Origin of the sequence: Hydrogenophaga palleronii NBRC 102513 (assembly GCF_001571225.1) — a bacterium.
GTDB classification, from domain to species: domain Bacteria; phylum Pseudomonadota; class Gammaproteobacteria; order Burkholderiales; family Burkholderiaceae_C; genus Hydrogenophaga; species Hydrogenophaga palleronii.
This window is the reverse complement of sequence record NZ_BCTJ01000030.1, coordinates 1-21,469: the sequence shown is the minus strand read 5'-3', so window position 1 is coordinate 21,469 and position 21,469 is coordinate 1. Positions and strand designations below refer to the sequence as shown.

The window sequence follows — 21,469 nt, the reverse complement described above, 5'->3', positions numbered from 1 at the left end:
CACACAGGGGGCGAGGCCGCACCTAGCATGGCCCTCATGCGCCATCTCTCCGCATCGGTCCTCATCGGCCTTTCAATAGGGTTGCTGGCCGCTTGCGGCGGCGGAGGGGGGGATGCACAGGACGGCGGTGATGGCGGTGGCGGCGGTACGGTGCCGCCACCGGCCTTCGTGCCGACCACCACGCCCGTGACGGTGACCGAACTCGCCACCGGACTGCCCAACCCCTGGAGCCTGGCCTTCCTGCCCGACGGGCGCATGCTCGTGACCGGCCGCACCGGACAACTGCGGCTCTACGCGGCCAACGGGCAGTCGTTCGGCAATGTGAGCCTGGGTGGCCTGTCGGGCCTGACCAGCGCCGGGCAGGGTGGCTTGCTCGACGTGGTGCTGGATCCGGCCTTCGCCAGCAACCGGCGCATCTACTTCAGCTTCTCCGAACTCGACAGCGGCAACGCCAACCTCAACGGCACGGCGGTGGCGCGGGCCGAGCTCGACACCGGCGCGCTGGCCCTGGTGAACCTGCAGGTGATCTACCGCCAGTTGCCGAAGGTCGCGAGCACGGCACATTTCGGCTCGCGGCTGGTGTTCGACCGCGACGGCCAGCTCTTCGTGACCCTGGGCGACCGGCAGAGCAACGAACAGCGCGTGTTCGCGCAAGACCTCAGCCGTGGCAACGGCAAGGTGGTGCGCATCACCACCAGCGGCGCGGCCGCGCCCGGCAACCCGTTGCTGGCCGGCGCGCAGGCCGGCATCTGGAGTTACGGCCACCGCAACCCGCAGGGTGCCGCGCTGCACCCGGACACCGGCGAACTCTGGACCAGCGAGCACGGCCCGCAGGGCGGTGACGAGGTCAACCTCACGCGGGCCGGGCGCAACTACGGCTGGCCGGTGATCAGTTATGGCCAGGAGTACAGCACCACGCAGCAGGTGGGCGAAGGCACGGGCAGGGCGGGCATGGAGCAGCCCGTGACGTATTGGGAAACGCTGACCGGGGAGCCCTGGACGGGGGGGCAGAAGTCGTCCATCGCACCGAGTGGCATGGCCTTCTTCACCGGCTCACAACCCAGCCACTGGAACCGCAGCCTGTTCGTCGGCTCGCTGGCGGGGCAGGCCTTGTGGCGGCTTCAGCTGGACGGCGCCCGCCTGGTCGGGCGCGAGCGTTTGCTGGCCAACCTCAACGAACGCATCCGGGATGTGCGCCAGGGCCCTGACGGGCACCTGTATCTGCTGACCGACAGCGGCCGGCTGCTGCGCGTGAACGCCTGAGGTGCGGCGCATGCGCGCCGCCGTGATGACGGGGCACGCGCGATGGCAGGTGAGTTGCCTTACTGCTTGCCCTGCTTGAACTGAATGTCGTCGGCATACAGGCGGCCGTCGCGGCGCTTGATGTCGACTTCCACGTAGTGGCCCACGCGCAGGTCTTCAAAACGCTTGTAGTCGTTTTCGTAGTCGGTCTTGTCGGTCACGTACACCGTCTCGCCATTGAGGGCGAAGGTCTTGGCCGTGGGGTCCACGCCCTGGATGCGGCCCTTCAGGTCGTTGACCTTGGGCGCGCCCTTGTTGTCGCCCAGCTTGAACTCGATGTCGTCGGCATACAGGCGGCCGTCGCGGCGCTTGATTTCGACTTCCACGTAGTGGCCTTCGCGCAGGTCTTCAAAACGCTTGTAGTCGTTTTCGTAGTCGGTCTTGTCGGTCACGTAGACGGTTTCGCCGTTGAGCGAGAAGGTTCTGGCGGTCAGGTCGATGCCTTCGATGCGGCCCTTGAAATCTTCCGCGTGCACGGCACCTACGCCCAGCGAAAGCGCGGCGGCGAGCATGAAGGCGCGGGTGGTGGTGGATGTGATGTTGTGGCTCATGGACGGTACTCCCGTTGTTGCGGAGTACCCATTGAACCGGCGCCGGGCACCGAAGTGCCTGTTTTTCGTGTTTCTTCGGTGTCGGCGGGTAAACGGGTTCTTGTCCTACAGCCGGCATCCGGCGTGCGGGTTCAAGCCGCCGGCTTGGCCTTGGGCACACGGCCCATCAGGAAGAATTCGGGGTTGGGCTGCATGTTGCTGAAACTCGCCAGCCGGTTGGACAGGCCGAAGAAGGCGGTGATGGCCGCGATGTCCCAGATGTCCTCGTCCGAGAAACCGTGCGCGTGCAGCGGCGGGAAGTCGTCGTCGTTCACTTCGTGCGAGCGCTGGCAGACCTTCATCGCAAAGTCGAGCATGGCTTTCTGGCGCGGCGAGATGTCGGCCTTGCGGTAGTTCACCGCCACCTGGTCGGCCACCAGCGGCTTCTTCTCGTAGATGCGCAGGATCGCACCGTGCGCCACCACGCAGTACAGGCACTGGTTGGCCGCGCTGGTGGTGGTGACGATCATCTCGCGCTCGCCCTTGGTCAGCGAACCGTCTTCCTTGAGCATCAATGCGTCGTGGTACGCGAAGAAGGCGCGCCACTCGGCCGGGCGGCGCGCCAGCGCGAGGAACACGTTGGGCACGAAGCCGGCCTTCTCCTGCACCTCCAACACCTTGGCCTTGATGTCGTCGGGCAGATCATTGATGTCGGGGGCGGGGTAACGGGTCATGCAGGTCTCCGGGTTTGTTGTGGGTTTCGTCGGCGTGCGCGCTGGCCGCCCGGCTTCATCCTACGGTATCGTGCGCTCCACCAACAGCCTGCTTTCCCCTGGAGCACACGATGCAAGAGACGATTCCACCAATGCCCAACGATCCCGAGTTCGAACGCGGCCTGGCCATGCGCAAGCAGGTGATGGGCGAGGCCTTCGTGGCGCAAGCCTTCGGCAACATGACGCCGTTCACCGAACCGATCCAGCAGCACATCACACGCAAGGCCTGGGGCGACGTCTGGCAGCGCGAGGGGCTCGACCTGAAGACGCGCAGCCTGATCACCGTGGCGTTGCTCACCGCCCTGGGCAGGCAGCACGAGCTCAAGGGCCATGTGCGCGGCGCGCTCAACAACGGTGCCACGCCGGCCGAGTTGCAGGAGGTGCTGCTGCACGCCGCCGTGTACTGCGGCATCCCCACGGCGGTCGACGCTTTCCGCACCGCCGCCAGCGTGGTTGATGGCGACACAGCCTGATGCGCGGCAGCGCTACGATTGAGCCTTCCAACAACCCCACTGGAGACCCCGATGTCTGCTGCTTCACGCCCCTCTCTCGTTCGCCGCGCCCTGCTGGCCGCCGGCCTGGTCTGTACCGTCGGCCTGGCCCAGGCGCAGTCCGGTGTCACGCGCATCCTGGTGGGCTTTCCGCCCGGCGGCGGCACCGACGCCATTGCGCGCATCCTCGGTGAACGCCTGCAGCACGAACTGGGCAGCACGGTGCTGGTGGAGAACAAGCCCGGGGCCGGCGGCCAGCTCGCCGCGCAGGCGCTCAAGGCCTCGGCGGCCGATGGCCACACCCTGTTCCTGAGCCACGACCACAGCATCACCATCCTGCCGATGGTGACCAAGAACCCCGGTTTCGACCCGGCGAAAGACTTCGTGCCCGTGGCCGGCTTCGCCACCTTCGTCAACGCGTTCGCCGTCTCCAACGGCACGCCCGCACAATCCTTCAAGGCCTATGTGGACAGCGTGAAGGCGGCCGGCGGCAAGAGCACGGTGGGCATTCCGGCGCCGGCGTCGGTGCCGCAATTCCTGGTGCAGGTGATCGGCAAGCAGAACGGCCTGGACCTGGTGGCCGCGCCTTACCGCGGCAGCGCGCCCATGATGGGCGACATGCTGGGCAACCAGATCCCGGCCGGCGTGGCCTCCATTCCCGACTTCATCGAAAACCACAAGGCCGGCAAGTTGCGCGTGGTGGCGGTGATGGGCTCGCAGCGCCAGGCCGCCATGCCCGAGGTGCCGACCTTCTCCGAACTCGGCCTCAAGGGTTTTGAAGACGTGCCGTACTACGGCCTGTTCGCACCGGCCGGCACGCCCAAGGCCGCACTCGACCGCATCTCGCAGGCGGTGCAGAAGGCCCTGGCCCAGGCCGACGTGCGCGACAAGCTGACTGCCATGGGCCTCACCGTGGGCTTCATGAGCGGCGAACAGCTGGGCGCGCGCGAGCAGGCCTACGGCAAGGTCTGGGCCAAGATCATCCAGGACAGCGGCTTCCAGCCGCAGTGAGCCAAAGGCTTTGATCCGGCTGGCGGCGACGGCCCGGGGCTGCCCGCCGCCGAGCCGGCTTCAGCCGGCCAGCAAGCGCTGCATCAGGTCTGGCGTGCTCTGGGCCTCGTACTTGCGTATCAAACGCGCGCGGTAGATCTCCACCGTGCGGTGGCTGATGGACAAGGCCTTGCCAATCTGTTTGCTGGTGAGGCCGTCCATGAGAAACGCCGCCACCTCCCGCTCACGCGGTGTGAGCTCGGCCTTCACCGTGCGGCTGGAGCTGAGGTCTTCAAAACTCCAGATGCCGGCCGCGTGCGGCGTGTCCGGCTGCAGTGCGCGGCCGGTCACATGGCACCAGAAGGTGTCGCCCTGCAGGCGCCCGCCCACGCGCTTCATGATGCGGTTGTCGGAGTAGGTTCCGCTGCGGCCCATCAGCGGTGTGATGCGTGCGCCGGTGCGTTCGTATTCGTCGGCGCTGGGGTAGAGGATGCGGAAGCTCTGCCCCACCAGCTGCTCGCGTGTGGCGCCGAACATGTCGCACAGCGCCTGGTTGCAGTCGACCATGGTGCGCTGGCGTGACAGGGCCAGGCCCACCGGTGCGAGGTCGAAGGCGAGGCGGTAGTCGATGTCGGGTGAGGGGTTGTGCTCGGCGCTCATGTCGGGCAGGCTGCGGGTAAGGCTTTACGAAATACTACGTACATGGTTACGTAGTATGGTAACGGCCGAAACGCCTCAACCAGGAGACCCCGACGTGAACAAGATTTATCCGGACGCGGCTGCCGCGCTCAAAGGCATCGTGGCCGATGGCCAGTTGCTCGCCGTCGGGGGCTTTGGCCTCTGCGGCATCCCCGAGGCCCTGATCGACGCGCTGCGCGACAGCGGTGCCAAGGACCTCACCGTGATCTCCAACAACGCGGGCGTTGACGGCTTCGGCCTCGGCAAGCTGCTGGAGACCCGGCAGATCACCAAGATGATCGCGAGCTATGTGGGCGAGAACAAGGAGTTCGAGCGCCAGTACCTCGCCGGTGAACTGCAGCTCGAATTCACGCCGCAGGGCACGCTGGCCGAGAAGCTGCGTGCCGGCGGCGCGGGCATCCCGGCCTTCTTCACCAAGACCGGCGTGGGCACCCAGGTGGCCGAAGGCAAGGAACTGCGTGAGTTCGACGGCGAGACCTATGTGATGGAGCACGCCCTGGTGCCCGACGTGGCACTGGTGAAGGCGCACCGCGCCGACAAGTCCGGCAACCTGCAGTTCCGACTGACCGCGCGCAACTTCAACCCGGCCGTGGCCATGGCCGGCAAGATCTGCGTGGTCGAGGTTGAGGAGATCGTCGAGACCGGCGCCATCGAGCCCGACCAGGTGCACCTGCCCGGCATCTACGTGCACCGCATCGTGCACAACGCCAACCCCGAGAAGCGCATTGAAAAGCGCACCATCACCGAGAAAGCTGGAGCCTGACCATGCCCTGGACCCAAGACCAAATGGCCGCGCGCGCGGCGCAAGAACTCGAAGACGGTTTCTATGTGAACCTGGGCATCGGCATCCCGACCCTGGTGGCCAACCACACCGGCGACAAAGAGGTGTGGCTGCAGAGCGAGAACGGCATGCTCGGCATCGGCCCGTTCCCGACCGAAGACCAGGTGGACGCCGACCTGATCAACGCCGGCAAACAGACCGTGACCACGCTGCCGGGTTCGAGCGTCTTCGGCAGCCACGACAGCTTCGCCATGATCCGCGGCGGCAAGATCAACCTGTCCATCCTGGGTGCCATGCAGGTCAGCGAAAAGGGCGACCTGGCGAACTGGATGATCCCCGGCAAGATGGTCAAGGGCATGGGCGGCGCGATGGACCTCGTGGCCGGCGTCAAGCGCGTGATCATCCTGATGGAGCACGTGGCGAAGAAGAAAGACGGCACGGAAGACCTGAAGATCCTTGCCAACTGCACCCTGCCTCTGACCGGCGTGGGCGTGGTGGACCGCATCATCACCGACCTCGGCGTGATGGACGTGACGCCCGAAGGCCTCAAGCTGGTCGAGCTGGCACCGGACGTGACGCGCGAATTCATCCAGTCCAGGACGGGTGTCACGCTGGTCTGATCCCCCCCGGGGGATATACTCGCGGCTCACCCGTCATTGGGGAGTAGCCGCTCTGCACCTTGCAGAGGTCTGCGTCAACACACTTGGCTCCCACGGCCATGGCGCAGACAGCTTCCAGCCTGGCAAGACCTTTGACCACACTGCCTCCGGTTGGGCCGGGGATGCCGTGTGGTCTTTTGGTTTCTGCTGGCCCTCGGAGCATTTTCTTGGAAGCATTCCTGATCTCGACCGGCATCGTCGCCCTGGCTGAAATGGGCGACAAGACCCAACTGCTGTCCCTGGTCCTCGCCGCCCGCTTCAAACGCCCCTGGCCCATCGTCTGGGGCATCCTCGTTGCCACCTTGCTCAACCACGCGCTCGCCGGTGCTGCGGGCGCCTGGATCATGGCCGCCGTTGGCCCGAACGTGATGCGCTGGGTGTTGGGCGTGTCCTTCATTGCCATGGCGCTGTGGATGCTGATCCCCGACAAGCTGGACGAAGAAGACGCGATGCCCAAGCGCCAGATGGGCGTGTTCATCGCCACGCTGTGGGCGTTTTTCCTGGCCGAGATGGGCGACAAGACGCAGATCGCCACGGTGGCGCTGGGTGCGCAGTACGAGCCGCTGATCGCGGTGGTGATCGGCACCACCTTCGGCATGATGCTGGCCAACGCGCCGGTGGTGTTCTTCGGCGACGCGATCACACGCCGCGTGCCGATCAAGATCGTGCACATCGTCGCGGCGCTGATCTTTGCGGTGCTGGGTGTGCTGGCGCTGCTGGGTGTTGGCGCTTCGATGACCGGTTGAGAGACGCGGGCCTGCTGGTTCGCAGGGGCCTCGCGCGGGCGGAAGCCCCTGCTCGATGCGCTGGAAACCGGCGGCGTTCAACACTTGTGTGCTATAGGGCGCAGTGCACGGTATAAATCCGCATGCCGCCCGAATTCAACGCACGTCCTTCCACCAAAGATCTGATCGAATGGTTCTACGACGCTGCCGTGGGCGCACGCGAGTGGGACGGCGCGGCGCAAGCCCTGGCCGCCGCGTTCGATGCCGACAGCGCGATCCTCAAGTTCCAGGGTGGCGCAGAGGTGGAGCTGCTTCAGCAGACCGAGAACTTCGCGGTGTGCGAGCGTGACCCGGCGTGGACGGCGCACTGGCACCCAACGACCTGTGGGTCGAGCGAGCCATGGCGCTGAAGCCTTCGGGCGTCTTCGTTAGCCAGCAGTTGTTGGAGCGGTCTGACTACGTGCGCAGCGGCTTCTACCAGGACTGGAACCGCCCCCTGGGCATCCTCCACATGGTTGGCTCCGTGTTCCCTATGGCGGGTGAGCGCACCGGCGTGATAGGCATTCACCGGGGGCACGCGGGCGCCGAGTTCGGCGCGGCTGAGCGGCGGCGACTGGCGCACGTGCTGCCGCACCTGCAGCGTGCCTTGCGCGTGCGAAGCCAGCTGGCCGGTGCCGCCAATGCCAGGACGGCCGAACTGGCCGCGCTCGACCGATTGCGCACGCCCGCCCTGTTGCTCGATGGAGCGGGGCGCCTGCTGCATGCCAGCGCACTGGGTGAAGCCCATCTGCGGCGCGGCACCGATCTGTCGCTTTGCGCAGGCCGCGTCGTGGCGGGGCCTGCCTTTGCCTCGCTGTGGCGGCATCTGCTCGAGCAGGCCGCTCGGGGTATCGGCGGCGCGATGCGCCTCAACGACATGCCGGGCGCAGCGGTCACCGCCTTGTTGACGCCCTGGCGCGGTGCGCCCGATGCCACGCCGGCCGTGCTGGTGCTGCTGCGCGACGCCCTGCAGCAGAAGGCCTCGATCGAGGTGCTGCGCCAACTCTTCGGCCTCACGCCGAGCGAGGCGCGTGTGGCGGCGGCCATCGCCGAGGGCGTCGCTCCCGAGGAGATTGCCGAACGCCTGGGGGTGAGCACGGGCACGGTGCGCTCCCACCTCAAGCAGGCGCTGGGCAAGACCGGCACCCACCGGCAGAACGAACTGGCTGCGCTCGTCAACCACAGCGTGGCCATGCTGGGTTGATCCCGCCCCGAGTTCTGCCGTTCCGGCGAGGACCCTGGACGCCTGATCCGCCAAGCCTCGCCGGGCATTCCCGCCGCGTTCACGCGTGAAATGCCACGTCGGGTGCGGCCGGGGAAAGGCGCGCACATTCAGACAGTGCCTGTATTGGGGCACCCGGTCATCAATGTGCAACCCTCAAATGAAATAGGCGTTTTTGCTTAGCCAGGAGCGGTTGACAGCTGCGCGATAGCAATTTAACGTTCGATTAAGATATGTAACGTTTTGTGGGGTGGGGTTCACTGCAGGCTTTTGAGCTTTCAAAAGCCAATGGTTCGTCTGTGTTTTGTATTCCGAGTGATTCAGTCGGTTTTGGGTGGATTGGGTGGCGGCGTACTCCTGGCGAAGTTGATTGGGCCGAGCGGGGAGCACCGGGCAAGTTCATGTCCGTAGCCGTTGCTCAATCCGATCAATTACCGATTCAACAGGCGTTTAAAAGGGCTGCGATTTAAATTCGTGCCGTTAGAAAGAAGAAAAGGAAATGCTTGCATGCGCGCGCATTGAGGGCAAGTGGGTTGAAATCGTGCATCTCGACGGTATGGCGCATTGAAAATTCCAAGGCAACAGCATGAACGCAGAAAAAAAACAGCCCACACCCGGTGCCGTCTTCGCCCAGGCGCTCGAAGACTATCTGGTCGCCCGCGCAGACCTGGACTTCGACAAGTTCAACCCGACCGATGCGCCGGAAATCCAGGCCGCGCTGCAGGCCAGGCGGGCTCTTCTGATCGCAGCGTTTGATCGCGCCACCAGCGCAACTGGCACCAGTACAGCGTCGCTGTCGACGTGGGCGTGTTCCGGCGCCGATTGAGGGCGCCATGGGCCTGGGCCGCATCTGGTACCCGGCCAGGTTGCGGCTTGGCTTCGCTAGCATCCAAGACGCATCGTGCCCGTCCACCTGTGTACACTCCTGCCTGTTTCGTGAGTGCTGGGCGGGGCGAGAGAACCGACGGCTGAGGCGTGAATGAGGTGGGGCGGCTCAAAAAGCTGCGCCAAGGCCGCAGATGAGTTTGGCAAGCGGGCGAGGCTTGCACCGCCGGACCAACCTGGCTCCGACAGGCGCTGACGGAAAAAGAGACCCTCTTGGAGACTTGAGGGATGCGAGACGCGGGTGTAGTTCAATGGCAGAACGGCAGCTTCCCAAGCTTCATACGAGGGTTCGATTCCCTTCACCCGCTCCAGCCACAAGTGGCGCGAGTTGCAGATGACCAGGCGCACGCCAAGCCCCCTTGCGCAGGGGGCAAGGTCTTCTGCAGATCGGTCCGGGCTTTTTTTCTTGCATCCTCAGTGATGAATTGCGCAGCCGGCACCGACACCGGCCGCAGAGGCTTTCCGAGGTCGGGTATCTTGATCGGTCTCACCCCCAACGTCTGAATTGCGTCTGGCGTTTGAGGTGCTTTGGTTTTTGCATTCGTGCAAGGAATCCAGTATGAGTGCCATGGGCTTGCATGCCACTGCGGTGGTCGGTAGAAATTCGATTGCCTTCGTCGAGCAGGTCTTTGCGCTTTACGAGTCACGACGGCCGCTGGTGATCGTGACCAGCGAGGCCCAGATCGACAAGCTGTCGGGCATCGTCATCGACCGCTGCGCCGTGCCATTGGACCGGTCGGGCTGGTTCGCCGGCCAGCATGCGCTGATCCACGACGATCTGCCCGCGCAGGTGACCTACACCTCGGGCACCGAAGGCCTGCCCAAAGGCATCGTGCTGACCTACGCCAACCTGGCCGATGCCGCTGAACGCATCATCCAGCAGATGCGGATGACCGCAGAGATCCGTGAGTACGTGGGTGTGCCTGCCACGTTCAGTTTCGGCATGGCCCGCTACCGGGCCATCGCCGCGGTGGGCGGCCGGGCCTATCTGCCGCCGCGCGGGTTCGATCCGCTCGAACTTGCCCGCATGCTTGCCGCCGGTGAAGTCAACGCGCTCTCGGCCGTGCCAACCTTGCTGCGCATCCTGTTGGCTTCGCCCGAGGTCATCGGTGAGGCGGGCAAGAATCTGCGCTGGATGGAAATCGGCTCGCAGCAGATGACGGCGGACGAAAAGACCCGCATCAAGGCGCTGTTCCCGAACGCGCTGATCGTGCAGCATTACGGTCTGACCGAAGCCTCGCGGACGACCTTCCTGCAGATTTCCGATGCGCCGGCGGCGTTGCTGGAGTCCGTGGGCCAACCGGTGGGGAAGACGGAAGTGCAGCTCAGCACCGACGGTCGCATCATGATTCGCGGACCGCATGTCGCCAGGTCCCGCATCGACGCCGAGGGCCTGCACGATCTGAGGGACGCCAACGGCTGGCTGCAGACCAACGACCTGGGCCACATGCGCGATGGCCACCTGTTCTTTGATGGCCGTGCCGACGATCTGATCAATTGCGGCGGCGTGAAGGTCGTCCCTGACCAACTCGAAGCGCGTGTGCGCGCCCGCCTGGAGCCGGGGGCGCAGATTGCGGTGGCGAAGATTCCAGACGCGCAACGCGGCGATGGGGTGCTGGTTGCCGTGCAATCCGCGCCGTCCGGTACGGCACGCGTCAAAGAGGTGGCCATTGCCGCACTGAGGGAGATGGGGGTTGACGCCGGCAGTGCGTTGCAGGTGATGGCGGTGGAGAAGCTGCCCGTCACCGGCACCGGCAAAGTGCAGCGCAGCGTGCTGGCGGTTCAATTTGTTGCGCAACTGCCGGCGGCAGTGACCGATGCACCATTGCCTGTTGGGAAAATCAGCGATGTGCTGTCCTTGTTCCAGCACGAGTTTCCCGGCCAGAAGATTGGCCCGGAAGACACCTTCGAGTCACTCGGTGGTGACTCTCTGCACTACATCCAGTTCTCACTGCGGTTTGAGCAGCGCTTCGGCCCGATGCCCAACAACTGGGAACGACTCACGGCCGCCGAGCTGCAGCAACGCGTGGGTGGGGCCACCAAGTCCTTCTGGCGGCGTCTGGAGTCCACCACGCTGACCCGTGCGTTCTTCATGGTCTGCATTGTGGCGCTGCACGCGGAGGCCTTTGTTTACAGCCCGAACTGGGGTGCCGCGTATTTCCTGGTAATGCTCGCCGGCTACTCGGTCGCGCGTTGGCAGTTGCCTGAAATCATCCGCGCCGGCAGCGTGAAGACGCTGCTGGGTACGGTCCGCTATGTGGCCATCCCCACGATGCTCATGGTTGCCTTGTTGCAAGTGCTGACGCACAGGTTCGAGATCACGCCGCTGCTGCTGGTCTCCAATTTTCTGGATCCGGGCGCATTGAAGGGCTATCTTTTCTACTTCGTAGAGTTTTACATCCAGCTGCTTTTGCTGGCCGCGCTGCTGTTTTCTTTTCCGAGAGTCCGTGAGTCGTTTCGCGTGCGTCCGATGGTGAGTGCGCTGGTGCTGTTTGTGTCGGTGGTCGTCATCGACCGGGGTATCGAAATGGTCTGGAACACCGACTACAACTACCACCGTGTGCCTTGGCACTATGCGTGGGCATTTGTTCTCGGAATGGTGTTGGCCAGTGCAAACGACTTGCGCACGCGTTGCCTGGCGATGGCTGTTGCCGTCGTGTCTGTATTGACCGTGTGGGGCTTTACCTCTGCGGCCTTCTATGTGGCGGGCGGCTGTGCGATTGTGTTGTTTGTTCCGGCGATCGTCGTACCCGCGCCGGCGAAGGTGATCGTGGCTGAAATCGCAAGTGCCTCGATGTTCATTTATCTCAGCCACTATCAAATGATGTCCCTGGTGCTCAAGGTGTTCGGCCACGCGAGACCGTGGCTGTCGCTGATTTCGGCCACGGTGGTCGGCATCGTCCTGGCGCATGGATACGCCTGGTGCGAGCGGCGATTTGTGCAGCTCAAGGCCTGGGCGCGTTGACCCGGGCGCAAGGCTCGCACGAAGGCGTTGAAGGCCTTGCGCTCCGTCAGAACCCCACAGCCTGCCCGTCGCGCCGCGAATCGCTCGCGGCCACGTAGCCGTCGGCCATGTCGTCGCTCATGCGGGCAATGAACTGGCCGCTGCCGAAATCGAGGTAGGTGTCGGCGGTGGGCTCGAAGCGGTGGCCCAGGGCCTTGAGGCCGTCGCGCAGGGCGGGGGCCATGGTGGCTTCAAAGTCCACGTCCATGCCCTTGCCCCATTTCCAGCGCGGTGCGTCGCATGCGGCCTGGGGTTGTTGTCCGTGCACCAGCATGCGCACCAGCGTTTGCACATGGCCTTGTGGTTGCATGTTGGCACCCATCACGCCGAAGCTCATCACACCCTGGCCCTCGCGCGTCACGAAACCCGGGATGATGGTGTGGAACGGGCGCTTGCCCGGCGCCACCTGGTTGGGGTGGCCGTCCTGCAGCGTGAAGCCGTGGCCGCGGTTGTGCAGGCTCACGCCCCAGCCCGGCACCACCGCACCGCTGCCAAAGCCCAGGTAGTTCGACTGGATCAGGCTCACCATGCGGCCCTGGGCGTCGGCGGCGCTGAGGTACACCGTGCCGCCGCGCGGCGGATGGCCGGCGCCGGGGTGAATGGCGCGCTTCGGGTCAATGAGCTTCGAGCGCTCGCGCAGGTAGCCCGGGTCAAGCAGGTCGGATGCGCGCACCTCGGTCATGAAACGTTCGTCCGCCACCCAGCGATAAGTGTCGGCAAAGGCCAGCTTGATGGCTTCGATCTGCAGGTGCTGGCTTTCGATGCTGTCCGGCCCGAAGCGGCCGATGTCGAGCTGCTCCAGCATGCCCAGCGCCATCAGCGCGGCGATGCCCTGGCCGTTGGGTGGCAGCTCGTGCACGGTGTGGCCGGCAAAGGCCATCTCGATCGGCTTGACCCATTGCACCGCGTGGGCCGCCAGGTCGCTGGCGCGCAGTTGTGCACCGTGTTCACGCGCAAAGGCCTCGATGGCGGCGGCGATCTCGCCACGGTAAAAGGCCTCGCCACGTGTCTCGGCGATGCGGCGCAACGCGCGGCCGGCTTCGGCGAAGGTGAAGCGTTCACCGGCTTGTGGTGCGCGGCCGTGTGGCATGAAGGCTTCGGCAAACCCGGGCTGGTTCTGCAGCAGGGGCACGGCCAACGCCCACTTGTGGGCGATGACCGGCGCCACCGCGTGGCCGCCTTCGGCGAGTTCGATGGCGGGCTGCAGCAGGTCGGCGAAGGGCAGGGCGCCGAAGCGCTCCGACAGCGCGGCCCAGCCGGCCACGGCGCCGGGCACGGTGATCGCGTCCACGCCGCGCAGGGGAATCTGGCCGCCGTGTTTGTTGTCGAAGTAGGCCTTGCTCCAGCCGGCCGGCGCCGCGCCCGAGGAGTTCATGCCGTGCAGCTCCGCACCGTCCCAGACGATGGCGAAGTTGTCGCTGCCCAGGCCGTTGGAGCAGGGTTCCACGATGGTCAGCGCGGCGGCGGCGGCGATGGCCGCATCCACCGCGTTGCCGCCCTTGAGCAGCATGCGCAGGCCGGCCTGTGCGGCCAGGGGTTGTGAGGTGGCGACCACGTTGCGCGCCATGAGCGGCGCCCGCGACATCGGATAGGGGTTGTGCCAGGAGAAGTTCAAGGGTTGCCTGCTTGGAGAAAAAGAAGAGAGGTGACCGGCGTGCACGGACTCGGTCCAGAGCACCGCGGAACCGGCTGTGCCGGGGCGCGGGTGTGCCCCCTGGGGGGTGACGGCCGCAGGCCGGCGCGGGGGCGTTTACTTCAGCACGTCGCCGATGCAGAGGTATTTGATCTCGACGTAGTCGTCCATGCCGTGGTGCGATCCCTCGCGGCCCAGGCCCGACTGCTTGACGCCACCGAAGGGCACGTGTTCGGTGGCCAGGATGCCCACGTTGACACCCACCATGCCGTACTCCAGCGCCTCGCTCACACGCAGGATGCGGCCCATGTCGCGGCTGTAGAAGTAACTCGCGAGGCCGAACTCGGTGTTGTTGGCGGCGTCGATGGCTTCCTGCTCGGTGTGGAACCGGAACACCGGCGCGAACGGGCCGAAGGTTTCTTCCTTCGCGCAGAGCATGTCGGCACTGGCATCGGCCACCACCGTGGGTTCGAAGAACTGGCCGCTGCCCAGGCTGCTCAGGCGCTGGCCGCCGGCCACCACGCGACCACCCTTGGCCACGGCATCATCCACATGGCGCTGCACCTTGACCAGCGCGGCCTCTTCGATCAGCGGGCCCTGGTTCACGCCCTCACCAAAACCGTTGCCGACCTTGGCGGTTTTCACCTTGGCGGCGAACTTCTGCACGAACGCGTCGTACACGCCGTCCTGCACGTAGAAGCGGTTGGTGCAGACGCAGGTCTGGCCGGCGTTGCGGTATTTGCTGGCGAAGGCGCCTTCCACCGCGCTGTCGATGTCGGCATCGTCGAACACCAGGAAGGGCGCGTTGCCGCCGAGTTCGAGCGACATCTTCTTCACCGTCGGCGCGCACTGCGCCATGAGGATGCGGCCCACTTCGGTGGAGCCGGTGAAGCTGATGTGGCGCACCACGTCGCTCGCGCACAGCACCTTGCCCACGGCGATGGACTGTTCGCTGTCGGCGGTGAGGATGTTGAACACACCGGCCGGAATGCCGGCGCGGATGGCCAGCTCGGCCGCCGCCAGCGCGGTCAGCGGCGTGAGCTCGGCCGGCTTGATGATCACCGGGCAGCCCGCGGCCAGCGCCGGCGCCACCTTGCGCGTGATCATGGCGAGCGGGAAATTCCACGGCGTGATGGCCGCGCAGACGCCGATGGGCTGCTTGAGCACCAGCAGGCGGCGGTTGTTGTCGAAGGTCGGCAGGGTTTCGCCGTTGACGCGTTTGGCCTCTTCGGCAAACCACTCGACGAAGCTGGCCCCATAGGCCACCTCGCCCTTGGCCTCGGCCAGGGGCTTGCCCTGTTCGGCCGTCATGAGGGTGCCCAGGTCGTCCTGGTTCGCCATCAGCAGGTCGTACCACTTGCGCAGGATGTTGCTGCGCTCCTTGGCGGTCTTGTTTTTCCAGGCTGGCCAGGCGGCGTTGGCGGCGCTGATCGCGGCTTCGGCATCCTGCGGACCCAGGTTGGCCACATCGGCCAGCTTGAGGCCGGTGGCGGGGTCGAGCACGTCGAAGCGGCTGCGGCCGGCCACCCACTGGCCGTTGATCAGGCCATCGGTCTTGAGCAGCGTCGGGTCCTTGAGCAGGCCCAGGGGGGAGGTCTTCATGTCCATCGGGTGTCTCCGTCGGTGCGGCGCAGGGCGCGCCAGGGGCGGGCCGGCTTCATTTAACTTGTTAAATAAAGCCCTGGGCATTGTGCCGCCGAATCGACGGCCAGCATATCCTTTTGCCCCGGCCGGCGCGGTGCCGCCCGCGACGCCAACGGGCAATCCACCCGATTTCGGGGGCCGCGCACAGGGGTGGCCTCACATGTTGGAAAATACCGGGTTCCGCGCGCGCGAGCGCTGCCCGCAGCCCAAGACCGACCGACCACCCACAAGGCCCCCATGACCCGCCCCGTTGCTTCCGTCGCCGACATCCGCAAAAGCTTCCTGGACTTCTTCGCCTCCAAGGGCCACACCGTGGTGGCCTCCAGCCCGCTGGTGCCCGGCAACGACCCCACGCTCATGTTCACCAACTCGGGCATGGTGCAGTTCAAGGACGTGTTCCTCGGCACCGACAAGCGCCCCTACGTGCGCGCCACCTCGGTGCAGGCCTGCCTGCGCGCCGGCGGCAAACACAACGACCTGGAGAACGTGGGCTACACCGCGCGCCACCACACCTTCTTCGAGATGCTGGGCAACTGGTCGTTTGGTGACTACTTCAAGCGCGAGAGCCTGAAGTGGGCCTGGGAACTGCTGACCGAGGTCTACAAGCTGCCCAAGGAACGCCTGCTCGCCACGGTGTACGAAGAGGACGACGAGGCCTACGACATCTGGACGAAAGAAATCGGCCTGCCGCCCGAGCGCGTGATCCGCATCGGCGACAACAAGGGCGGCCGCTACAAGAGCGACAACTTCTGGATGATGGCCGACACCGGCCCCTGCGGCCCCTGCAGCGAAATCTTCTACGACCACGGCCCGCACATCGCCGGTGGCCCACCCGGCAGCCCCGATGAAGACGGTGACCGTTTCATCGAGATCTGGAACAACGTGTTCATGCAGTTCAACATGGACGAAACCGGCGCCGTCACGCCGCTGCCGGCGCCCTGCGTGGACACCGGCATGGGCCTGGAGCGCCTGGCCGCGATCCTGCAGCACGTGCACAGCAACTACGAGATCGACCTGTTCGACGCGCTGATCAAGGCCGCCGGCCGCGAGACCGGCACGGCCGACCTGGCCAACCCTTCGCTCAAGGTCATCGCCGACCACATCCGCGCCACCGCCTTCCTGGTCAGCGACGGTGTGATCCCGAGCAACGAAGGCCGCGGCTACGTGCAGCGCCGCATCGTGCGCCGCGCCATCCGCCACGGCTACAAGCTGGGCCAGAAGACGCCGTTCTTCCACAAGCTGGTGCCCGATCTGGTGAAGCTGATGGGCGAGGCCTATCCCAACCTGGCGCGCCAGGAGCAACGCATCATCGACGTGCTCAAGGCCGAAGAAGAGCGCTTCTACGAGACGCTGGCCAACGGCATGGAAATCCTCGACGCGGCCCTGGCCGGCGGCGAGAAGGTGCTGCCGGGCGACGTCGCCTTCAAGCTGCACGACACCTACGGCTTCCCGCTCGACCTCTCGGCCGACGTGTGCCGCGAGCGTGGCCTGTCGGTGGACGAGGCCGGCTTCCACGCCGCGATGGAAAAACAGAAGGCCGCGGGCCGTGCGGCCGGCAAGTTCAAGATGGACAAGGCGCTGGACTACACCGGCGCGGGCAACCAGTTCGTCGGTTACGAACAGCTGGAAGCGCCCGGCAAGATCGCCGCGCTGTACCTCGATGGCACCCCGGTCGCCGCACTGAACGCCGGCCAGACCGGCGTGGTGGTGCTGGACAACACGCCGTTCTATGCCGAGAGCGGTGGTCAGGTTGGCGACGAAGGCCTGATCACCAGCGGTTCGGCGCGTTTTGCCGTCGGCGACACGCAGAAGATCAAGGCCGACGTGTTCGGCCACCACGGCACCGTGGAGCAGGGCACGCTCAACGTGGGTGACAGCGTGAACGCGCAGGTCAACACCGCGCTGCGCGCCGCCACCGTGCGCAACCACAGCGCGACCCACCTGATGCACAAGGCCTTGCGCGAGGTGCTGGGCGATCACGTGCAGCAAAAGGGCTCGCTGGTGAACGCCGAGCGCACGCGTTTCGACTTCGCGCACAACGCACCCGTCACCGACGCGCAGATCCGCCAGATCGAAAACATCGTCAACGCCGAGATCCTGGCCAACGCCGCCACCCAGGCGCGCCTGATGGACATCGAGGCTGCCCAGAAGACCGGCGCCATGATGCTCTTCGGTGAGAAGTACGGCGAGACCGTGCGCGTGCTCGACATCGGCAGCAGCCGCGAGCTGTGCGGCGGCACGCACGTGCAGCGCACCGGCGACATCGGCCTGTTCAAGGTGGTGGGCGAGAGCGGTGTGGCCGCGGGCGTGCGCCGCATCGAGGCCATCACCGGTGCCAACGCTCTGGCCTACCTGCAGTCGCTCGAAGACACGGTGGCGCAGGCCGCCGGTGCACTCAAGGCGCCCACGGCCGAACTCAATACCCGCATCGGCCAGACGCTGGAGCAGGTGAAGGCGCTGGAGAAGGAAGTGGCCTCGCTCAAGGGCAAGCTGGCCTCCAGCCAGGGCGACGAGCTGGTGGCGCAGGCGGTGGACGTCAAGGGCATCAAGGTGCTGGCCGCCGTGCTCAACGGCGCCGACGCCAAGACCCTGCGCGACACGCTGGACAAGCTCAAGGACAAGCTCAAGACCGCCGCCATCGTGCTCGCGGCCGTGGACGGCGCCAAGGTGCAGCTGGCCGCGGGTGTGACCGCCGACAGCATGGGCAAGGTCAAGGCCGGTGAGCTGGTGAACTTCGTCGCCCAGCAAGTGGGCGGCAAGGGTGGCGGCAAGCCTGACATGGCCATGGCCGGTGGCACCGATGCCAGCGGCCTGCCCAAGGCCCTGCAGTCGGTGCAGGGCTGGGTGGCGGAACGCCTGTAACCCCTCGCGCCGCCTGCGGCGTCACCCCCCAAGGGGGGCGGCGCCCCGCCTATGCGCCTGGCCAGACCAGCGTCTGCTGGCTTTCGAATCGACGCGCTGCGCCCGTCACCGGGTCGGTGAAGCGGATCGCCTGCGCCAGCAGGCGCAACGGGTTCGTGAAGTCTTCGGCTTCGTCGGGGCCGCGCTGCACTTGCGGGTAGAACTGGTCGCCCGCGATCGGCAGGCCCAGGGCGTTCATGTGCACCCTCAACTGGTGGCGCTTACCCGTCAGCGGCTCGAGCCGGTAGCGTGCCCAGGCACCCCGTATTTCCAGCCGGTCGATCAGGGTTTCGCTGTTGGCCTCGCCATCGACGGCTTCGTGCATGCGGAAGAAGGCGCCTTCTTCCTCGACGATGCGGCTGCGCCACACCTGCGGCAACACCAGTGACGGATCGTGCGCTGCCACCGCCTCGTACACCTTGTGCACCGTGCGCTCGCGGAACAGCGCCTGGTAAGCGTCGCGGTCCTGCGGCCGCAGGCTGAACACCACCAGGCCGGCGGTCTCGCGGTCGATGCGGTGGATGGGGCTCAGCGTGTCGATGCCCAGGCGCTTCTTCAGGCGCACCAGCAGTGACTGCTGCACGTAACGCCCGCCGGGCGTGACCGGCAGGAAGTGCGGCTTGTCCGCGACCAGCAGGTGTTCGTCCTGGTACAGCACGGCTTCATCGAACGGCACCACCGGCTCGTTGTCGAGCGCGCGGTAGTAATAGACCCGGATGCCGGGCCGCCAGGGGGCGTCGGGTGCCAGCGCTTGCCCCGCCTCGTCGAGCACGTCACCACGCGCCATGCGGCGTGCCCAGTCGTCGCGCGCCACGGCGCCCAGGCGCTCGGCGAGAAAGTCGATCAGCAACGGCCAGGGCGCGGCCTTGTCGTAGGGCAGCGCGATGCAGCTGGCCGACACGCCGTGGCGCGTCGGGATCAGGGGGTTCTTGGGTGGGCGTGACATGGCGCGGTTTGACGGATGGGCGGTGGGTTGACCCGTCCGCGAAGCCGCTATTCTCGGTGGCTTCGCGCCAGGCTGCCGCCGCCACTGCCGGTGGCGGCGTTCCCGGCGAAGCGCCAACACCGAAAGACCAACGTGAAGCCCAGCCCCGAACCCGATGCCCAAGCCCGCCGTGTGTTACCACGCGGGCGGCGGTGGTGGCATGCCGCTGCGCTGTCTTGTTGCGCACTGGCCTTGAGCGGTTGCGCAGTGATCACGGTGGCCGATGTGGCGGCCTCGGCCGTGGTGGGCGTGGCAGGGCTCGCGGTGGATGCGGCGGTGGGCACGGCGCGCATCGGCGGCAAGATCATCGGCAAGACCGCGGACGCGGTGATGGGCCCCGACGAGGCGGCCACGCCAAGCGGCCCCGCGCAATAAGGCCCGCGCCGCCGCCGCTCAGACGCGGCGGAACACCAGGTCCCAGACGCCGTGGCCGAGCTTGAGGCCACGGTTCTCGAACTTGGTCAGCGGCCGGTAGTCGGGCTTGGGCACGAAGCCGGTGCCACCGGGCTCGGCGGTGTTCTGCAGCAGCGGTTCGGCGCTGAGCACTTCCAGCATCTGCTGCGAATACGGCTCCCAGTCGGTCGCCAGGTGGATGTAGCCGCCGGGCTTGAGGTGGCGCGCCAGCCGGTTCACGAACTCGCCCTGAATCAGGCGGCGCTTGTGGTGCCGGCTTTTGTGCCAGGGGTCGGGGAAAAAGATGTGCACGCCATCGAGGCTGGCTTCGCCGAGCATGTGGTTCAGCACCTCGACCGCGTCGTGCCGGAAGATGCGGATGTTCTCCAGGCCCTGTTCGCCCACCAGCTTGAGCAAGGCGCCCACACCGGGCTCGTGCACCTCGCAGCACAGGAAGTTGTCCTGCGGCCGCACCCCCGCGATGTGGGCGGTGGCGCCGCCCATGCCGAAGCCGATCTCCATGATCAGCGGCGCCTCGCGCCCGAAGGCGGCGGCCGGGTCCAGCGCCACGGGTGCGTATTGCAGCAGGAAGCGCGGGCCGAACTGTTCGTAGGCCTTGGCCTGGCCGACGGTGGTGCGCCCGGCGCGCAGCACATAGCTTTTGACCTCGCGCAGGTAGGGCACGTCGCTGGGAGGGGTGCGCGGCTGCGCGTGGCGAGGGTCGGTCATGGCGGGGGATGTCGGCAGGCAGGAAAGCGGTGGATTTTAGGCCGCCCAGGCCCGCGTCCATTGCGCCAGCGCCTCGGGCACGCTGTGGGTACCAACCGGCGGCAGGCTCAGCGCCTGTGCCGCCAGCGCCAGCGCGGCCAGCGGGTCGCTCAGGTCCAGCGCCTGCGCGCCGTTCTGTTTGCTCAGTTTCTCGCCGTTGGCGCCCAGCACCAGCGGTGTGTGCAGGTAGATCGGGTAGGGCAGGCCAAGCGCGCGCTGCAGCAGCAGCTGGCGCGCGGTGTTGTCGGCCAGGTCTTCGCCGCGCACCACGTGGCTGATGCCTTGAGCTGCGTCGTCCACCACCACCGCGAGCTGGTAGGCCCACAGGCCGTCGGCGCGCCGCAGCACGAAGTCACCCACCTCGGTGGCCACGTTCTGTTGCTGCGCACCCAGGCGCCGGTCGAACCAGTGCAGCCGGCCCGGGTGGTCAATCGCGAAGCGCCAGGCGCGGGCGGGTTTGCCGTTCAGCCCGCCCCGGTCCGGCCGGCAGGTGCCGGGGTAGACCGCGGCATGGTGCCGCTCGCGGGTCAGGCCCTGTGCGTGCAGCGCGGCCTCAATGTCCTTGCGCGAGCAGCCGCAGGGGTAGGCGTGGCCTTGCTGGATGAGCGCATCGAGCAAGGCCTGGTAGTGCGCCGCTCGCTGCGATTGCCAGACCACCGGCTCGTCGCTGGCCAGGCCGCAAGCGGCCAGCTGCGCCAGGATGTGCTGGTCGGCACCGGGCACGCAGCGGGGCGTGTCCACGTCTTCAATGCGCACCAGCCATACGCCGCGGTGCGCGCGTGCGTCCAGCCAGCTGGCCAGTGCGGCCACCAGCGAACCCGCGTGCAGCGGGCCGGTGGGGGAGGGGGCGAAGCGGCCTCGGTAGCTGGGCGTCATGGCCCTGGGGCAGGCGGTATCAGTTTTTCACCGCGCCGCAGCGCGACCCGACCGCATGAAGCAGCCCCGTCCAGCGGCATCCAGGGTCCGGCTGCGCCAGCCCGAGATGCCGTCCCCCTTCGAAGCGCCGAAGGCGCGCCACAGAGGGGGAAAGCCGCGCAGCGGCGCC

20 protein-coding genes, 1 tRNA gene and 1 riboswitch are annotated in these 21,469 nt (G+C 66.5%); of the genes, 13 read left to right on the top strand and 8 right to left on the bottom strand.

The window, feature by feature from the left end; all coding sequences use genetic code 11:
- Positions 1-36 precede the first annotated feature (36 nt).
- Positions 37-1,263, top strand: coding sequence for a PQQ-dependent sugar dehydrogenase (locus HPA01S_RS17625; RefSeq protein WP_245638694.1), 1,227 nt, complete (start codon positions 37-39; stop codon positions 1,261-1,263).
- Between the two features lie 59 nt (positions 1,264-1,322).
- On the opposite strand, the gene HPA01S_RS17620 is transcribed toward HPA01S_RS17625, so the two are convergent.
- Together HPA01S_RS17620 and HPA01S_RS17615 are read right to left on the bottom strand one after the other, a co-directional pair.
- A complete protein-coding gene (locus HPA01S_RS17620) occupies positions 1,323-1,853 on the bottom strand; it encodes a DUF5666 domain-containing protein (protein ID WP_066272082.1) in 531 nt (176 codons plus the stop codon).
- A 131-nt stretch (positions 1,854-1,984) separates the two neighbouring features.
- Positions 1,985-2,566 carry a peroxidase-related enzyme gene (locus tag HPA01S_RS17615; RefSeq protein ID WP_066272081.1) on the bottom strand — a complete coding sequence of 194 codons (582 nt, stop codon included), beginning with the start codon at positions 2,564-2,566 and terminating at the stop codon, positions 1,985-1,987.
- Between the two features lie 131 nt (positions 2,567-2,697).
- Between HPA01S_RS17615 and HPA01S_RS17610 the strand changes: the two genes are divergently transcribed.
- Positions 2,698-3,078: a carboxymuconolactone decarboxylase family protein gene (locus HPA01S_RS17610; protein WP_066272080.1), complete on the top strand. Its 381-nt coding sequence runs from the start codon at positions 2,698-2,700 to the stop codon at positions 3,076-3,078.
- A 51-nt stretch (positions 3,079-3,129) separates the two neighbouring features.
- Positions 3,130-4,107 carry a Bug family tripartite tricarboxylate transporter substrate binding protein gene (locus HPA01S_RS17605; RefSeq protein WP_066272079.1) on the top strand — a complete coding sequence of 326 codons (978 nt, stop codon included), beginning with the start codon at positions 3,130-3,132 and terminating at the stop codon, positions 4,105-4,107.
- A 60-nt stretch (positions 4,108-4,167) separates the two neighbouring features.
- Here HPA01S_RS17605 and HPA01S_RS17600 read toward each other — a convergent pair whose 3' ends face one another.
- Entirely contained in the window at positions 4,168-4,746 is a 579-nt protein-coding gene (locus HPA01S_RS17600; RefSeq protein ID WP_066272078.1) for a LuxR C-terminal-related transcriptional regulator, read from the bottom strand.
- A 94-nt stretch (positions 4,747-4,840) separates the two neighbouring features.
- Here HPA01S_RS17600 and HPA01S_RS17595 point away from each other — a divergent pair, with 94 nt between their 5' ends.
- The 8 genes from HPA01S_RS17595 (at position 4,841) to HPA01S_RS17560 (ending at position 12,061) form a co-directional block, all read left to right on the top strand.
- On the top strand, positions 4,841-5,548 hold the full coding sequence (locus HPA01S_RS17595; protein WP_066272077.1) for a CoA transferase subunit A: 708 nt from the start codon (positions 4,841-4,843) through the stop codon (positions 5,546-5,548).
- A gap of 2 nt (positions 5,549-5,550) precedes the next feature.
- Positions 5,551-6,186, top strand: coding sequence for a 3-oxoacid CoA-transferase subunit B (locus HPA01S_RS17590; protein WP_066272076.1), 636 nt, complete (start codon positions 5,551-5,553; stop codon positions 6,184-6,186).
- Positions 6,187-6,212: 26 nt separating this feature from the next.
- Positions 6,213-6,386, top strand: a riboswitch (yybP-ykoY riboswitch).
- Between the two features lie 6 nt (positions 6,387-6,392).
- Positions 6,393-6,971, top strand: a complete 579-nt coding sequence (locus HPA01S_RS17585; RefSeq protein ID WP_066272075.1) for a TMEM165/GDT1 family protein — start codon at positions 6,393-6,395, stop codon at positions 6,969-6,971.
- 122 nt (positions 6,972-7,093) lie between these two features.
- A complete protein-coding gene (locus tag HPA01S_RS17580) occupies positions 7,094-7,360 on the top strand; it encodes a hypothetical protein (RefSeq protein WP_066272074.1) in 267 nt (88 codons plus the stop codon).
- The gene (locus HPA01S_RS17575) at positions 7,306-8,193 is read left to right on the top strand and encodes a helix-turn-helix transcriptional regulator (protein ID WP_169801551.1); all 888 of its coding nucleotides are present in this window, start codon (positions 7,306-7,308) and stop codon (positions 8,191-8,193) included. Before HPA01S_RS17580 ends, HPA01S_RS17575 begins: the two co-directional genes overlap by 55 nt.
- A gap of 604 nt (positions 8,194-8,797) precedes the next feature.
- Positions 8,798-9,037 (top strand): hypothetical protein, encoded by a 240-nt coding sequence (locus HPA01S_RS17570; protein WP_066272072.1) that lies wholly within the window; start codon positions 8,798-8,800, stop codon positions 9,035-9,037.
- 296 nt (positions 9,038-9,333) lie between these two features.
- Positions 9,334-9,407: transfer RNA gene (locus tag HPA01S_RS17565), tRNA-Gly, on the top strand.
- 248 nt (positions 9,408-9,655) lie between these two features.
- Positions 9,656-12,061, top strand: coding sequence for an AMP-binding protein (locus HPA01S_RS17560; RefSeq protein WP_157085082.1), 2,406 nt, complete (start codon positions 9,656-9,658; stop codon positions 12,059-12,061).
- A 46-nt stretch (positions 12,062-12,107) separates the two neighbouring features.
- Here the strand turns inward: HPA01S_RS17560 and HPA01S_RS17555 are convergent, their stop codons facing one another.
- Both HPA01S_RS17555 and HPA01S_RS17550 read right to left on the bottom strand, forming a co-directional pair.
- Complete coding sequence (locus HPA01S_RS17555) at positions 12,108-13,685, bottom strand: gamma-glutamyltransferase family protein (RefSeq protein ID WP_066272071.1); 1,578 nt, start codon at positions 13,683-13,685, stop codon at positions 12,108-12,110.
- 165 nt (positions 13,686-13,850) lie between these two features.
- Positions 13,851-15,341, bottom strand: coding sequence for an NAD-dependent succinate-semialdehyde dehydrogenase (locus HPA01S_RS17550; protein WP_066272070.1), 1,491 nt, complete (start codon positions 15,339-15,341; stop codon positions 13,851-13,853).
- A 273-nt stretch (positions 15,342-15,614) separates the two neighbouring features.
- Between HPA01S_RS17550 and alaS the strand changes: the two genes are divergently transcribed.
- Positions 15,615-18,239: an alanine--tRNA ligase gene (gene alaS, locus HPA01S_RS17545; protein ID WP_066272069.1), complete on the top strand. Its 2,625-nt coding sequence runs from the start codon at positions 15,615-15,617 to the stop codon at positions 18,237-18,239.
- Between the two features lie 49 nt (positions 18,240-18,288).
- On the opposite strand, the gene HPA01S_RS17540 is transcribed toward alaS, so the two are convergent.
- Complete coding sequence (locus HPA01S_RS17540) at positions 18,289-19,224, bottom strand: pseudouridine synthase (protein ID WP_066272068.1); 936 nt, start codon at positions 19,222-19,224, stop codon at positions 18,289-18,291.
- A 231-nt stretch (positions 19,225-19,455) separates the two neighbouring features.
- Between HPA01S_RS17540 and HPA01S_RS17535 the strand changes: the two genes are divergently transcribed.
- Positions 19,456-19,638 carry a hypothetical protein gene (locus HPA01S_RS17535; RefSeq protein ID WP_245638693.1) on the top strand — a complete coding sequence of 61 codons (183 nt, stop codon included), beginning with the start codon at positions 19,456-19,458 and terminating at the stop codon, positions 19,636-19,638.
- A gap of 18 nt (positions 19,639-19,656) precedes the next feature.
- Here HPA01S_RS17535 and trmB read toward each other — a convergent pair whose 3' ends face one another.
- Together trmB and gluQRS are read right to left on the bottom strand one after the other, a co-directional pair.
- Positions 19,657-20,385, bottom strand: a complete 729-nt coding sequence (gene trmB, locus HPA01S_RS17530; protein WP_066272067.1) for a tRNA (guanosine(46)-N7)-methyltransferase TrmB — start codon at positions 20,383-20,385, stop codon at positions 19,657-19,659.
- A 36-nt stretch (positions 20,386-20,421) separates the two neighbouring features.
- The gene (gene gluQRS / locus HPA01S_RS17525) at positions 20,422-21,300 is read right to left on the bottom strand and encodes a tRNA glutamyl-Q(34) synthetase GluQRS (protein ID WP_066272066.1); all 879 of its coding nucleotides are present in this window, start codon (positions 21,298-21,300) and stop codon (positions 20,422-20,424) included.
- Positions 21,301-21,469 lie beyond the last annotated feature (169 nt).

What these genes read in the sequence shown, in the direction of transcription:
- HPA01S_RS17590 (WP_066272076.1), top strand. Translation starts at nt 5,551, where the DNA reads ATGCCCTGGACCCAAGACCAAATGGCCGCGCGCGCGGCGCAAGAACTC.
- HPA01S_RS17580 (WP_066272074.1), top strand. Translation starts at nt 7,094, where the DNA reads ATGCCGCCCGAATTCAACGCACGTCCTTCCACCAAAGATCTGATCGAA.
- HPA01S_RS17560 (WP_157085082.1), top strand. Translation starts at nt 9,656, where the DNA reads ATGAGTGCCATGGGCTTGCATGCCACTGCGGTGGTCGGTAGAAATTCG.
- HPA01S_RS17540 (WP_066272068.1), bottom strand. Translation starts at nt 19,224, where the DNA reads ATGTCACGCCCACCCAAGAACCCCCTGATCCCGACGCGCCACGGCGTG.
- HPA01S_RS17610 (WP_066272080.1), top strand. Translation starts at nt 2,698, where the DNA reads ATGCCCAACGATCCCGAGTTCGAACGCGGCCTGGCCATGCGCAAGCAG.
- HPA01S_RS17555 (WP_066272071.1), bottom strand. Translation starts at nt 13,685, where the DNA reads ATGTCGCGGGCGCCGCTCATGGCGCGCAACGTGGTCGCCACCTCACAA.
- alaS (WP_066272069.1), top strand. Translation starts at nt 15,615, where the DNA reads ATGACCCGCCCCGTTGCTTCCGTCGCCGACATCCGCAAAAGCTTCCTG.
- HPA01S_RS17605 (WP_066272079.1), top strand. Translation starts at nt 3,130, where the DNA reads ATGTCTGCTGCTTCACGCCCCTCTCTCGTTCGCCGCGCCCTGCTGGCC.
- HPA01S_RS17600 (WP_066272078.1), bottom strand. Translation starts at nt 4,746, where the DNA reads ATGAGCGCCGAGCACAACCCCTCACCCGACATCGACTACCGCCTCGCC.
- gluQRS (WP_066272066.1), bottom strand. Translation starts at nt 21,300, where the DNA reads ATGACGCCCAGCTACCGAGGCCGCTTCGCCCCCTCCCCCACCGGCCCG.
- HPA01S_RS17625 (WP_245638694.1), top strand. Translation starts at nt 37, where the DNA reads ATGCGCCATCTCTCCGCATCGGTCCTCATCGGCCTTTCAATAGGGTTG.
- HPA01S_RS17570 (WP_066272072.1), top strand. Translation starts at nt 8,798, where the DNA reads ATGAACGCAGAAAAAAAACAGCCCACACCCGGTGCCGTCTTCGCCCAG.
- trmB (WP_066272067.1), bottom strand. Translation starts at nt 20,385, where the DNA reads ATGACCGACCCTCGCCACGCGCAGCCGCGCACCCCTCCCAGCGACGTG.
- HPA01S_RS17620 (WP_066272082.1), bottom strand. Translation starts at nt 1,853, where the DNA reads ATGAGCCACAACATCACATCCACCACCACCCGCGCCTTCATGCTCGCC.
- HPA01S_RS17615 (WP_066272081.1), bottom strand. Translation starts at nt 2,566, where the DNA reads ATGACCCGTTACCCCGCCCCCGACATCAATGATCTGCCCGACGACATC.
- HPA01S_RS17550 (WP_066272070.1), bottom strand. Translation starts at nt 15,341, where the DNA reads ATGGACATGAAGACCTCCCCCCTGGGCCTGCTCAAGGACCCGACGCTG.